The organism is Noviherbaspirillum sp., from assembly GCF_035627455.1.
In the GTDB taxonomy this organism is placed as follows: domain Bacteria; phylum Pseudomonadota; class Gammaproteobacteria; order Burkholderiales; family Burkholderiaceae_D; genus Noviherbaspirillum.
The window spans coordinates 54,985-68,697 of sequence record NZ_DASPLS010000042.1; the positions used below are offsets into that span (position 1 = coordinate 54,985).

The 13,713-nt window shown below is 60.4% G+C and carries 11 protein-coding genes; 3 read left to right on the top strand and 8 right to left on the bottom strand.

Translation table 11 applies throughout. From position 1 onward, the window contains the following. Positions 1 to 218: 218 nt before the first annotated feature. On the bottom strand, positions 219 to 2,780 hold the full coding sequence (locus VEC01_RS08135; RefSeq protein WP_324900309.1) for a sensor domain-containing phosphodiesterase: 2,562 nt from the start codon (positions 2,778 to 2,780) through the stop codon (positions 219 to 221). A gap of 289 nt (positions 2,781 to 3,069) precedes the next feature. Between VEC01_RS08135 and VEC01_RS08140 the strand changes: the two genes are divergently transcribed. Continuing rightward, entirely contained in the window at positions 3,070 to 3,687 is a 618-nt protein-coding gene (locus VEC01_RS08140) for a trimeric intracellular cation channel family protein (RefSeq protein ID WP_324900378.1), read from the top strand. Here the strand turns inward: VEC01_RS08140 and VEC01_RS08145 are convergent. The 7 genes from VEC01_RS08145 to VEC01_RS08175 form a co-directional block, all read right to left on the bottom strand. Then, entirely contained in the window at positions 3,665 to 4,351 is a 687-nt protein-coding gene (locus VEC01_RS08145; RefSeq protein ID WP_324900310.1) for a hypothetical protein, read from the bottom strand. The genes VEC01_RS08140 and VEC01_RS08145 overlap by 23 nt on opposite strands. Positions 4,352 to 4,512: 161 nt before the next feature. Next, complete coding sequence (locus VEC01_RS08150) at positions 4,513 to 5,508, bottom strand: transporter (RefSeq protein ID WP_324900311.1); 996 nt, start codon at positions 5,506 to 5,508, stop codon at positions 4,513 to 4,515. 1 nt (position 5,509) lies between these two features. Continuing rightward, positions 5,510 to 6,043 (bottom strand): C39 family peptidase, encoded by a 534-nt coding sequence (locus VEC01_RS08155; RefSeq protein ID WP_324900312.1) that lies wholly within the window; start codon positions 6,041 to 6,043, stop codon positions 5,510 to 5,512. Between the two features lie 42 nt (positions 6,044 to 6,085). Then, positions 6,086 to 6,376, bottom strand: a complete 291-nt coding sequence (locus VEC01_RS08160; RefSeq protein WP_324900313.1) for a hypothetical protein — start codon at positions 6,374 to 6,376, stop codon at positions 6,086 to 6,088. A 234-nt stretch (positions 6,377 to 6,610) separates the two neighbouring features. Continuing rightward, a complete protein-coding gene (locus tag VEC01_RS08165; protein WP_324900314.1) occupies positions 6,611 to 8,890 on the bottom strand; it encodes a DUF4214 domain-containing protein in 2,280 nt (759 codons plus the stop codon). Between the two features lie 287 nt (positions 8,891 to 9,177). Continuing rightward, a complete protein-coding gene (locus VEC01_RS08170) occupies positions 9,178 to 10,512 on the bottom strand; it encodes a PocR ligand-binding domain-containing protein (RefSeq protein ID WP_324900315.1) in 1,335 nt (444 codons plus the stop codon). A gap of 157 nt (positions 10,513 to 10,669) precedes the next feature. Further along, positions 10,670 to 10,864 (bottom strand): hypothetical protein, encoded by a 195-nt coding sequence (locus tag VEC01_RS08175; protein WP_324900316.1) that lies wholly within the window; start codon positions 10,862 to 10,864, stop codon positions 10,670 to 10,672. A gap of 697 nt (positions 10,865 to 11,561) precedes the next feature. Here VEC01_RS08175 and VEC01_RS08180 point away from each other — a divergent pair. Together VEC01_RS08180 and VEC01_RS08185 are read left to right on the top strand one after the other, a co-directional pair. Next, entirely contained in the window at positions 11,562 to 12,545 is a 984-nt protein-coding gene (locus tag VEC01_RS08180; RefSeq protein WP_324900317.1) for a Gfo/Idh/MocA family oxidoreductase, read from the top strand. Beyond that, positions 12,526 to 13,632 carry a DegT/DnrJ/EryC1/StrS family aminotransferase gene (locus VEC01_RS08185; protein ID WP_324900318.1) on the top strand — a complete coding sequence of 369 codons (1,107 nt, stop codon included), beginning with the start codon at positions 12,526 to 12,528 and terminating at the stop codon, positions 13,630 to 13,632. Before VEC01_RS08180 ends, VEC01_RS08185 begins: the two co-directional genes overlap by 20 nt. Positions 13,633 to 13,713 lie beyond the last annotated feature (81 nt).

Consider the following 13,713-nt stretch of genomic DNA (forward strand, 5'->3'; position numbering starts at 1 on the left):
GCGGGAGGGTACTTCATTGTAGATCCTCCATGCATATACGCTGCAGAATCGGAAAGAGGGCTTTTGCTCTTTTGCATGGCTCGTGGAAGGGGACTTTCGCACTGCTGCAAGTCTTGCCCCGGCAGGCATTGCATATATCGGACCTGGCAGATAACTTCCCCGTTGCAACAGCGATCTGACATCGCGAACCCCGGGTAGCCGGTGCATCTGCTGCGCTGTCACAAATACGTCGCGGGCAATGGACGGCCGATCAAATATCCTTGAAACGTGTGGCAACCGTGTTCCGCAAGAAAAGTGCGCTGCTCTTCTGTCTCAACGCCTTCGGCCACCACTGAAAAGCCGAGTATCTCGCAGAGCGACACGATCGTCTGCGTTATTGCGGCGTCGCCCGGGTTTGTCAGCACGTGCCGGACAAACGCCTGGTCAATCTTGATTTCGTCCAGCGGCAGTTTATTCAGATATGACAGGGAAGAATACCCGGTGCCGAAGTCGTCCAGCGAAAACCTGATTCCGCGCCGTCGCAATTCGGCCATTTTTTCGATGGTGTCCTCAAAGTGCTCGATCAGCGTGCTTTCAGTCAGCTCCAGCTTGAGATTGTCCGGGTTGATCCCGCTCTGTTCCACCACAGTGAGCGTCTGGGACAGGAAGTCCGGATGGTGGAACTGCCGCGCACTGACGTTAACCGCCACCCGCGGCACCTTGCCGGCGGATTGTTTTTCCCAGGCAGCAATTTGTGCGCATGCCGCCTCGAGCACCCATCTCCCCAGGCGAACAATCAGGCCGCTTTCCTCGGCCCAGGAAATAAACTCGCTCGGGAAAAGCATTCCGCGTTTCGGATGGAGCCATCGCACCAGCGCTTCCATGCCAACCAGACGGCCGGTGTCGTCGGCCTGCGGCTGGTAATGCAGCACGAATTCCTGCCGGTGGAGGCTCTCCCTGAATTCCCGGTCCAGCGCCACGCGGGTGTTCACCACCGCCTGCATGTCCTGGTCGAAAAACCGGATCGCGTTTTTCCCCGCCGATTTGGCCTGATACATTGCCACGTCGGCACGCTTCAACACCTCATCCGGATCGTATTGGCTGCAAAACAGGGTGACACCGATACTTGTACTGCAGTAGTGCTCATATTTGCCAAGCCGGAAAGGCGCAGCAAAGGTCGAGAGCACCTTCTCTGCGACGATTTCTGCCTGCGCTGCCGCCTCTTCCACGTCCCCGTCCAGGTCTTCCAGCAGAACCACGAATTCGTCCCCGCCCAGGCGCGCGATCGTATTACTCTTCCGGACGGCGTTTTCGAGCCGTCGGGCAACCTGCACCAGCAGGCGATCGCCGATATCGTGCCCTGAGGTGTCATTCAAGCTCTTGAAGTTGTCGAGGTCGAGATACATGAGCGCGCCGCAATTGGCCTTCCGGTCCGCCGTCTGCAGTGCGTGGTGAAGACGGTCCAGCAGGAGGCGCCGGTTCGGCAGGCGGGTCAATGGATCATAAAAGGCAAGCCGTTCAATTTCCGCTTCGGCGGCCTTGCGCTGGGTAATATCGCGCTGTATGGAAACAAAATGACTGATGGCGGCGCCCGTCGCCGCCACCGGTGCGATATCTATTTCCATCCAAAACTTTTCCCCGGACTTGCTGTAATTAATCAGTTCGACCGATACCGCTTCCTTGCGCCGCAACGCACGCCGCACCTTGTCGAGCTCCGCGCGCTGTGTCTCCGGCCCCTGCAATAGCCGCGGCGATTTCCCCAGGACTTCGGAAAGCTTGTAACCGGTGCGCTGCTCGAAGGCGCGATTTGCAAAGACAATTCTCGGCCCGGGCTCGTCCAGGGGGGCGGCTTCGGTAATCATCACGATGTCGCCGACCCGGGCAATACTGGTGTGCAGCAGTTCGAGCTCATACTGGGCTTTACGCTGCCCGGTGATGTCCTGTACCGTCCCTGCCAGAGCAACATCCCCTCCTGGCCTGGAAAGGAGCTGTCCCCTTTCATGCACATGACGCGTCTCCCCGCCGGGAATGACGATCCGGTGAACGACATCGAGCGGTTGATCGCCTCTCATGGCGGACTCGACTGCGTCGACCAACTGCTCCCTGTCCGCCGCATGCACCGACGCGAGAAAGGCATCAAACTCTTCCATATCCTGGCGCGGCGCGAGGCCGAAGATCCGATAGGTCTCCTCCGATAAGCGCAGCGTCCTGCTTCTGACATCCAGCTCCCAGCTTCCCAGTCGCGCGATGCGCTGTGCCTCGATGAGATGCTCGGCCTGGCGGGCGAGGCGGGAATGGAGTGCTTCTGCCAAAATGCGCTGGCGCCGCAATTCCAGCTCTGTCATCACATGCTCGGCGAGAAGCCGCAGTGCATCCAGCTTCGCGCGATTCAGCCGCCGCGGTCTGCGGTCCATCACGGTCAACGTGCCGACGGCGTGGCCCTCACGGGTCACCAATGGTATGCCAGCGTAGAAGCGCAGGAATGGAGGGGCGGTAACCAGGGGGTTGTCCCGGAACAAGCGCGAGCGGTACGTATCCGCGACGACCGACGTCTGAGCGCGCTGGATAGTGTGACTGCAAAAGGAAATCGCGCGCGCCGTTTCGGCGATATCCAGGCCCACTGCGGATTTGAACCATTGCCGGTCCTTGTCGATCAGGGAAATCGTCGCGATCGGTGTGTTGCAGATCGCCGCGGCAAGCTGCGTCAAGCGATCGAAGATCGGCTCGCGCGGCGTGTCCAGTACATGCAGCGCCTCCAATGCGGCTAGCCTTTTCTGATCGTCCGGCGGATAAGGGTTCATTGCTGCGCAGGATATGCGATGGCGGGGTCGGTCTTTCGATCGTACGTGAGCATGAAATTAACCGTTTGTAGCTAATCAATAATTACTAAGGATCAGTTCTTAACGGAGAGCGGCGGCGCGCCAAAGCAGGGGGATGTAGGGTGAAATATTGGAAGACCGTGCAAGTGGTGGAAATCATGTTGCCGGAAGGCTAAACTTATATCCCCCTGCAGTGACCACTGCCAATCCCACCGTTGCCCGGATCGCGCGTTTTGCACTTCATGCGGATCGGGCGAGCGATAGCGCCGCCATGTACAGTTTTTCCAAGTTGATCCAGATTATCGAAGTCCTCGGCATCCTTGCGTTCGCGTTTTCCGGATTCGTCGAAGCCAGAAGAAAGGACATGGACCTTGTCGGCGTCTTTACCGTTGCCTTTATCACCGCGTTCGGAGGCGGAACGCTGCGCGACCTCTTGTTGGACAGGCGTCCCTTGTTCTGGGTCGAGCATCAAGAGTACACGCTGCTTGTGTTCATCCTTGCGCTGGTCGTGTCGCCGTTCATGCGCCACCTCCGCTTTGCCTTTTCGGAAAAGATCCTGGTGGCGGCAGACGCGTTCGGCCTCGGATTGTTCAGTGTTCTCGGTGCATCCCTAGCGCTGCAGGCGGGAATGCCGCTGTTTGTTTCAGTGATGATGGGTGTCATTACCGGCATCTTCGGCGGGGTATTGCGCGATGTAATCTGCAATGAAATACCCATGGTTTTCCGGCGCGGCCAGCTTTACGCGACCTGCGCGTTTCTGGGATGCTGGTGTTACCTCTTGCTCGACCGTGTCCGCGTCGCCGAAGTCGTGAGTCTCACCGTGAGCATCCTTCTTACCGTGGTGCTCAGGCTGGTGGCGGTGCGGTTCAATCTGCGATTGCCGGTATGACGCCGGAAGCGGGAAGGCAACCCGGCCGCAAGCCCGGCCAGAAGAAGGGCACCCGGCTCTGCAGGTAGCGCTCGTAGGCATCGCCATACGCATCCCGGAGCCGCGCTTCCTCGTGCAGCGATCCGAGCATCAGGTAAGCGGTGCCGACCACATTGAAGGCCAACCGCCGCGTGGTCATGTGCGGCGTCAGCCAGAACAGCGGCACGCCCGAGAAATTGAGCGGATGCCGGCTCCAGCGGTAAGGCCCGCCGGCAGCCAGCCTGCCGTCGTCCGCCAGTTCCGGGCCCTGCGCCACCGGCGCTGCCGGCATGTCCCGTCCCCGTCGCCAGGCCTGCAGCCTGTCCATGCCGGCCCAGCGCGTCAGGCCGACCTGGCGCAGGCCTGCCAGCAGGTGGACCACGCCGGCGAGCTGCCCGGCGCGCAGCAGCAGCGCGCCCGGCCCGCGGATGCGGTAGACGGTGCGTACCGGCAGGCTGGCGCAGTAGGCGGTCAGCGCGGCGAAGGTAAGCAGTCCCTGGCCGACGTAGAACACCCGGTAGGCGGCATCGCTGCGTTCTCTTCCGATCACGCTGGCGGCAAGCTGTTTCGCCTGCCGGGTGGCAAGCGCGCTATGGACGGCGGCAAAGGCAAGGGTGGCAATCGCGGTCTTTGTGATGGTCTGCATCTTTTGTCCTCGTCCGGGCGGGCGCCTGCGCGGCAATACCCGGCAGCGATGCAAGGCACATGCCCGCAAAGGCATACATTGCCTTCTGCGGTCCGGACCACGCTCGACTACAACCGCAATCCCCGGCGAGGCCCGACTATCGAGGCCGGGCGGCGCCGATGCTAAAAGCGGACCGGCAGGGCAACGGTAATACGGTAATCGGGCGCGTTCCCGGTCAGGCCGGCGCCAACCAGCACATCCAGCGCCGTGCGTTCACTCAATACCACGGAGCCGCCCAGTTCGAGCAGCGCCGACGGGTCCTCGCTGGCCTCGAGCGGCACCCCGCCGACTTTGGTGGAGTCATAGTAGGTAACGTTGAATGCCGCGCGTAATGATGTATTCGGGCCGGTGGCAAGCGCGGTGCCAAAGCGCAAGCCGTGGCTATTGCCAGGATCGACTTTGAGACCGTCGTAGTCGGCCGCATAAGCATGGCTGAAGCTGTAACTGCCGAAAAACACCAATGGATCGACACGCTTGATCGCGGTAAGCGAGGCTTGCAAGGTACGAAAGCCGCTGCCGAGGGCAACCGGAGCAGCGCTCTCGAACACGGTATTTTTTCCGGTGGACGCCGTATAAGCGAGTGAGCCGATCAAGCCCGGCAACGAGGCCCGCTCGGCCATGAATTGATGCGAGACGCCGAGCGTGACGTCGCCGATGCCGCTGGCGTCGGTGGTCAGGCCGGCGCTGCGGCGCCGTTCGAACACATACGGCAGCGAGAGGTCGATCTGGGAGCGCCCGGGGAGGCCGGCGCGCACGACAAGCGCCGGACCGTAAGCGTCGCGGCGAAAGGCGTTTGCGGCCGCCGTGCTGTGGGAGTACACCAGATTCGGTTCGATCTCGAAGCGGCCGGGCGGCAGCAGCACGCCGTTTTCGCGCACCAGCGCGCGCTCCAGTGCGCGGTTGCTGTCTTCCCGCGCGTCTTCCGGCATCGCTTGCGCGCCTTTCGCCTGTTTGATCCGGTGCGGGGTCACCTCGCGCTCAAGTATCTGAATGCGCTCGCGCAGACGCCGTGTTTCGGCTTCCTTTTCAGCGAGCTGGCGCTTCAGTTCTTCGACGCTCTGGCCAAGCGCCGGCAATGCTGCCAGCAGTGCCGCGCCTCCCATCCACATTTTTTTCATGTTATGAGCCTCCCGCACGCGCGCCTACCTGAAAGCCTATGCCGGGCCACGCAGCAGAAAATTCCGGGATCCGCATCCGGTAGTTGCCAAAGCCCGGGTCGGCGATGTCGACAGTGTGTTCCATCACGCGCCGCACGATCACGAAATGGTCGTAACCGCGCACCCGGATCGGCACGATCATCGGCGACTGCGTCGCCAGATCTTCCAGCGTCATATTGGTGTAGCCGTCGGCCTGGAAACCCAGGCTCGCGGCATATTGCTGCATGTCGAGCAGAGAAAAGCCGCCACGATGCCGCACCCGTAACGCATCGGTCTGGCGCAGCATGCCTTGCGCCACCTGCTGCTCAGTAACCGGATAACCCCTGTCAAAGGTAAGGATGGTCGCCAGCGCTGCCGCTCCACAACTATTGTCCCATTGCTGGATGATCAGGTTTTCCTGCCGCATTTCCAGCAGTGAGCGTACTGCACGCTCGGCATGCGCTCCGGCGGCAGGCAACAGCGAAAACGCTGCAACGAGAAGGAGGCGGATCAGCATTGGCGAAATGGGCAGAGAAGTCTCTGCCCGGCTTACGTATTGTTAACGTCCGCTGCTGAACTTGGCTTGCGGTGCTTCATTGACGCCGCCGCCCGAGATGGACGCGTTGTTGCTCTTCGACGGTTCAGTGGCGCCGCTGAAGCTTCCGGGGTTAGTGAAATCCGGACCATTACCCCAGCCATTATTGCCTTTGACTTTTACTTCCGGCGGGCAGACGTATTCGCCGGCGACGACTTGATCGAGTTGGGCTTTCGTCATTTTGACAGGTGCGGCAGTCACAGGTAGCGCGACAAATGCAGTAGTGGCGATGACTGCGATTAAGGACTTAATCATGACAATCTCCTTGGGTATCGGGCCGCGTCAGCGACCCTTCTTACAGATTCGTCGACGCCCATGAGAGGCGCTTGCGCCCGCTCAAACTCGGAGTTGAATCAAAAATTTCTACTCTCGGTTAAAGAATGTTTTTCCGTTCCGGTTCGAACGTCTCCCGATAATCCGACCTGGCAGGCCAGAAGCGGAAGTTCCGGGCTGATGGGGTGTCCCCGGACTTCGTCCAGGGAATCAAAGTCACGGCATCGCATCAAGCTGGATGCCGATCAACTTGATCGCTGCGTCCGTGTCAGTCGGGGTAATCGCCGACGCAATCGCCACGCCGCGCTGGATTGCGCTTGCGGGGTTGTTGTCCACCAGGCCGTCCGTGATCGAATATAGCTTCCCTACCGCTATTTTGTTATCCAGCAGATCGGCGACGTAACCGTACTGCGCGTCACCTTTGAATGTATGCGCGGAACCGAGGATCGTGCTTACCAGGGAGGCGCGCGTTTCGCTTCCCGTTGCGAGTGCGGCGGTCCAGTAGGACAGGCCGTCCGCATCCACAGTGTCCCGCCCCAGGACGTTCTTGTACACAATCTTCACGAACGCGTCGTTAGACATGTCCGCGGCATAGCCGGTCAGGCTCGCATATTGGACCGCGGCAGCATAGAAACTGTCGCTGATTGCCTTGAGCGACGTGCCATTCCTGAGTTCGCCCATCCAGTACGCCATGCCGTCCGCGTCGGGAACCCGGTTGAAGTAGGCGATGTACAGTTCGATCAGCGAATCGAGCTGTCGGGGCGCGAGGGTCGCGGCCGTGGCGCTGACCGCCAGGTTCATGCTCAAGTCGGCGAAAGACAGGCGCTCCACGTTGACCAGTGTGTCGGAAAGGCCCTGGCCCGTGACCCGGACCGTGCCGTCGGCGCTGCGCGAGATGCGATACGAAGAAGCGTCCCTGCTGTAGATGGCGGTGTCGCTGCCAAGCCCGCCATCGATACGGGCGCCGGCTGCCGCATTCGTGTCGCCTATGCTGTCATTGCCGGCCCAGGTGCGCATCCGGCCGCTGCCGTTGCGGTCATCGATCGTCACGTTCTGCGTGAAGTCGGTGCCTGGGTTGTAGCGTACCGGCACATTGACAAACATGTACTGATTGGCCCAGAGCCCCGGGGCCGCCCAGCGTCCCAGCTCTAACTGAGCCACGTAGTTGAGCGCGCCGTCGGCGGTCTGGTAGCCGACAAACTTCGGCACGCCGACAGCATCGAGATCGTTGCCGATGTAGTAGCTTTGATCGGTGCCCTCGTATTGCGGCTGTAATTGCTTGAGGAATTGCACGACCTGGTTGCCGAGGTCGATGAATTGCTCATGCAGCGCGCCATGGAGCTTGCCGGTTCCGTCGTTGAGCAACAGGTAGTTTTGGGAGCGGCTGTTATCGTAAGTCAGCTTGCCGTCGACGAAGTTGCCGGCAGATACGCTGGCGAGCAGGTAGCTGTTAATGCCGCTATTGTCCAGGTCCACCAGCTGCGTCTGGTAATCCAGCTCCACGCCATTCTGGTTGACCACGCCGGCCAGCTGATCCGTCTTGTCGGCGAACTGGTTGTTCCCCTGGTTCTGGATCATCTGCAGGGCAGTGGGGTAGCTGTCGCCTTGCACCCACATGGATTGTTCCGCGATCAGGTCCGCCTTGCCGTCATGGTTGAAATCGTCAGTGAGAATACGGTAGGTGTGGGTAATGCCGGCGCCATAGTGCGACGTGAAGCCAGGATGCTTGGCCGACAAGTACGGCGTGATGGTGGCAAGTGGCGTGGTGGAAGTAATGTCGCCGTCGGCGTAGCCATAAATTTTTATCTTGAAATTTTCACCGGGTGTGCTGCTGAAGACGTCGCCCATCGCGACGGCAGAAGACCCGTTTGCGCCAAAATTTCCGATGACCGCGCTCTGGTGGGAGACCTGCGAAAGCCTGGCGCCGATGGTTTGCTGAAGCGCACCGTTGTTCCAGGTGTAGATCGGGTTGGTATCGCCGGGGGTGAAGGTGGAGGCAATGACAGTCGGCACGCCGTTGACGACGCTCAGCTGCGCGTCATGCGCCATTACCGCATCATTCATCACGATCTTGTTGAACCCCCCCTCGTCGTTGGCGAGATAGAGCGTGCTCGGTTTGGCGACGAACGGGCTTTCGTTGTGCGCGGGCAGGAAGACATCCTCCTTGCCATCCTTGTTGAAGTCGACCACGGCGACGGCATTCGCGCCGTTGGTCAGGTCGGAATCAAGATACTCCGAGGTCGCCAGTTGCAGCGTGCCGTCCGCCAGCGGCTTTAGCACCGCCACGCGCACCGGCTCCGGCGTCGAGACGGTGGCATTCGATCCGAAACCGCCAGTCCAGCCCCATCCGGAAACGAAGAGGCCGTTGCCGCCGCCGAAGCTGACGTGGGCGATCGTGGTCTGGGCGAGGCCGCCGTAGTTCTTGTCTGGAACGAGATAGGCGCGGTCAACAGGCGTCCAGATGCCGGCGAGAGTGAGGGAGGGCTTGCCATTCATTTTATTGCTTTAATAAGTTTCACTAGGGAAACAATTATTATCCGATCCACGGGTGATGCTGGCAAGGCATCGACAGTCAAACAAAGTCGATCCGACGCAAGAAAGGACAGTATTCGCCAGGCGGTCGGTGACTTTGCGGGCAGAAGAAGAGCAGACGGATAGCCGCCTTGCCCGCTTGCAGCCGGGCGGCGTGCATGTCGGCAAGCGGGCGCGATGGGCCGTCTGAATGGAACCACGCACAAACCCGGCTTTCGGAATAAGCCCGGTTATCGTGCTCGATAACGCGTCTATTCCATCAGGCCGGACTGGACGACCTGATCCCTGGCAAGGGGGCCGCCAAGTGGAATGGAGACACAGAGGCAGGTACCGCCCCCCGGTATGGCGTCGATGCTTAACTGGCCGCCAATGATCCTGACACGCTCATTCATACCGAGCAGGCCGTATGCATTTGCTTTCCTCCTGCCCTCGGGCTGAATGCCTATGCCGTCGTCGGAAATTGTCATGATGAAGGCGGCGTTACGAACCGACAGCGCAATTTCCACAAGGTTTGCCTGCGCGTGCCGATGAATGTTGGTAAGCGACTCTTGCACGATCCTGAATACCGCGGTCGTGCTTTCGTCATTGAGCTCGGGAGTTTTTTCGTCCATGACCAGCTTGCACTCGATTCCGCTGCGGAAGCGGAATTGCGCGACCAGCCATTCAATCGCCGCCGCTAGTCCCAGGTCGAGTACAGGGGGGCGCAGGTCGTTGATTATGGCTTTTACGGTCCTGATGGTGGAGTCGATGGATTGAAGCGTGGCCGCACATCGATCGTGAAGCCTCGGATGGCTGGCGCCGGTCCGCGCATGGAGCGATGACACATCGAGGCGCAAGGCCAGCAAGGTCTGTCCGAGTTCGTCGTGAATTTCGCGCGCGATCCGTTTCCGTTCATCTTCCTTGATTCGAACCTGGTCGGCCGCCAGCTGCCTCAGTTCGCTTTGCGATTGCCGAAGTGCCTGCTCGACGACATTGCGGGCATTGATCTCGGCCTGAAGCAGGTCTACCGTTCTTTCCAGCTCGGCAGTTCTGCTGTGCACGGCTGTTTCGAGTTCGGCATTCGCTTCCAATTGCTTGAGCCTGGCGAGACCGCTCTTGCTCAATGATTCCGCCAGCCCGACAAGGAAGTGCATTACGTCCGGCATTCGCTCTTGCGGAACAATTTCGATGCTTTCGATGGCCGCAAGGTACTCTTCCTTGTTAAACGAAAATTCTATGGCCTGCTTCGTAAAGCGGTCGACGTCCGGCGGCCGGTGCAGCAACTGGCCGGTGAAGATGGTAGCCACATGCGCGCCGCCGATCATGACCGGGATCGCATACTCGAAGAGGCCGTTGAGGCATTCGTAGGAGACGTACGGCCCGTCGTGGAGATGCTGCAATATGTATTGATCACTTACCTCGCAGCGCTTGCGGCTTTCCGGGTGCGCCCGGTGAAAATCGGTGCAACACCTCTGCCAGCCGGCCGCGGTCAATACATTTCCTTCCGTGTCCAGTAACGCATGGTTGATTCCCGTTGCACGGTGGAGCGCATCCATTAGCGTTTGCAACTCGTCCAGCTCGACGAGTTCGGAAACGTGATATCTCATCTCTTTGTCGGGGACGGTGGATCGATGTTGAAAACAGTAACTAATGGTAAATGCAGGATTGCAACTTTACCTATCCCATAAACATGGGAGGGAGTGATGTCGGCGGCTTATACAGCGATCCCGGTCCGGGCCGCGAGGAAGGCGAGGACGGACCGCCTCATTTGCAATCCGCTTCCTTTCCCGCGCTTGCGCCTTGGCCGGAATCCCTCTTCATCTTCGTTTGGGCCATTTTTTTCTGCTCGGCGTACTCCCTCTCCGTGATATGCCCTGCCTGTTTCGCATCCTTTGCATTCGCCATGTCCTTCACGCAATCGTCGGGGCCATAGTTTGCTTTGCTTGCCGGGGATGCCATCTCCGATGATCCACTGCTTGTTCCGCTACTTTTACCCTGATCCGGAGGCGGGGAAGCCGATTGGGCGAGGGCGGCTGTCGAAAAAACCGTAGCCGCGAGAGCTGCCAGGGTGGGAAGTGGGCGCATCAGATGACTCCTTTTCGCAGGGTAATGAACAAGGCGGAAGCGCAGGACGACAACGACGCGTTGCGGCTGCTGCATCCTTAAGTTCTGACCATAAGGATGTGCACTGTATCCCCTGCAACCGCAGGCCTTTCCTGAAACATCCTGCGGCTGCCCGCCGCAACAGGTAATGCCGCACGCAATTGTTTTGCGTTTCCATGCCGCGGAAATAGCGCGCGCGGTTCGTGCCTGCCGCCGCAGCGGTAGATCTCCTGCCGTTCCCTTTTTCGCCCTGCCAAAGTCCGACGGGACCATCCGGCTCGGTACAACTTCCAGACGCGGGCTTCGCCTTTGTTCTACATCAATAGACAATTCGTGACGAAGGAACCGTGATCACTGGTTACAGCCCAATCAAGAACTGAACCTTACTCGGGAAGGAACGCATCCGGGCGAGAAACGGTAGCGCCTGAAAGAGTATTGCGCCGACGGCGCATCTGCCAACGACATTCTTTCTCACACGAGTCACGCAGGCGGCTCCACTTCGGGCTCAAGGCATTCCTCGGCGACTGTGAAAGCGCGCATTCGAACCGATGACATGACGCCAGCACTTCCCGCTCACGATCCGGCACTGACGCTCGGCACCGCCGTTATCGGCGTCGGCTATTTCGGCAGCCTGCATGCCTGCTGCTACTCGCGTCTGCCGGGAAACCGCCTGCTGGCTCTGGTCGATCCCGATCCGGCGACGCAAGCGCTGGCCGAGCGTCTTTCCGTTCCGTGGTACAAGCAGCTCGAGAGCCTGCCATCCTCCGTACAAGCCGTCTCCGTAGCAACGCCGGTCGCGTCCCATTACGAAGTGACCAGGACTTTGCTCCTGCGCGGGATCGACGTGCTTCTGGAGAAGCCAATCACCGAAACCCCGGCGCAAGCGGCAGAGCTTCGTTATCTCGCCGAAGCCAGTCAATGTGTATTGCAGGTCGGGCATATCGAACGCTTCAATCCGGCATTCGCATGCGGCCCGGCCTTGCTGTCCCAGGCACGGTCGGTCCGGTCGATACGCACCACGCGCCGCTCGCCTCGTGCCAGCGCACGGGATGTCGTCATTGACCTGATGATCCATGACCTGGACCTGATCCGTTGCGGCATCCGCGCCGATGTGGTGGAACTGCAAGCGTCCGGCCGCAGCCATGGTTTGAGCCCGATCGACGAAGCCGAGGTTGACCTGACTTTCGCGAACGGCTGCCGTGTCTGCCTGCACGCGCACTGGGGCTCCGCCACCGGAGCGGAAGACCGCTGCATGGTCGTCGAAGTCGGCGAGCATGAAACATGGGCGATCGACTTCCGCCAGCGGATCAGTTACCGAATGACAAAGGACAGGGCAAGCGAACCGGATTTCATGCCGGCGGCGAGCGTCCCCGGGCATGACGCGTTGAGCCTGGAACTCGAGTCATTCCTGGATGCTTCCCGCCGCCGCGCGGTACCCAGGGTGACGCCGGAAGATGGCCATGCCGCCCTTGGCCTGGCGCAGCAGATCCGGCTGCAGATACTCGGGGGGCTTTTCAATGAGCGTGCCTCCACTTGACCTGGGTGCCCAATACCGGCAATTGCGTCCCGCTCTCGATGCGGCAATACAGCGCGTCCTCGCCGAAGGCAATTACATCGGAGGGCCGGAGGGTGAAGCGCTGGAACACGAACTGGCCCAGTACCTCGGCGTGCCGGAGGTGGTTGGCGTCAATTCGGGTACCGACGCGCTTTTGCTGTCTCTTAAGGCGCTGGGCGTGGGCGCGGGCGATGACGTCATCGTCCCCGGATTTACGTTCTTCGCCACTGCCGAGGCAGTCAGCCTGGCGGGTGCGCGGCTGTGTTTTGCCGATTGTGCGCCGGGGCACTTCAACATTGACGCAGAGAGCGTGCGGCAGGCGTTGACGCCGCGCACGAAGGCGGTCATTGCAGTGCATCTTTTTGGGCAGCCGGTCGCTCTCGACCCTCTGCGGGATTTGTGTGCGCGGCAGGGCCTGTGGCTGATCGAGGATGCAGCGCAGGCTATTGGCGCTCGCTATCGTCACCGTAACATCGGGTCGTTCGGTTCCACAGCCGCCTTTAGCTTTTATCCTACGAAGAACCTCGGCGCTTTCGGCGACGGCGGCGCTATCGCCTGTTGCGATCCGGCGCTTGCCGCGCGCCTGCGCCGCCTGCGCAATCATGGACGGCAGAGCCGTTATGAACATGGCGAAATCGGTTGCAACAGCCGACTCGACGAGATCCAGGCCGCCATTCTTCGCGTCAAGCTTCCCCTGCTGGATGTGTGGAACGAAAAGCGGCGGCGACTGGCTGCGCTATACCAGGAAGGTTTGCGTGATACCGCTTGCCGCTGGCCGCCTCCCGTTGCGGGCAGCATTCCTGTGTATCACCAGTTTGTTGTCACCCATCCGGAACGAGACGCGCTGCAGGCATTCCTCTTCAAACACGGTATCTCCAGCGCGGTGTTTTATCCGATTCCCTGTCATCTGCAGCCGGCCCTGGCGCAGTCCCATGCGGGGCTCTGCCTGCCCAGGGCGGAAAGGCTGGCGCAGGAGGCGCTGGCACTGCCGATCTATCCCGAACTGTCCGAGGAATCGGTCATGCATATCACACAGCTCATACGGGCGTTCGAAGGTGATGTCGGATAGGTAACCGGAATGCTGGTCCGCTGGGCGGCGCGTTTCGCAATGCGCCTTCATGAGCTATTCCTGAAAGTCGGCTTCCAAGCG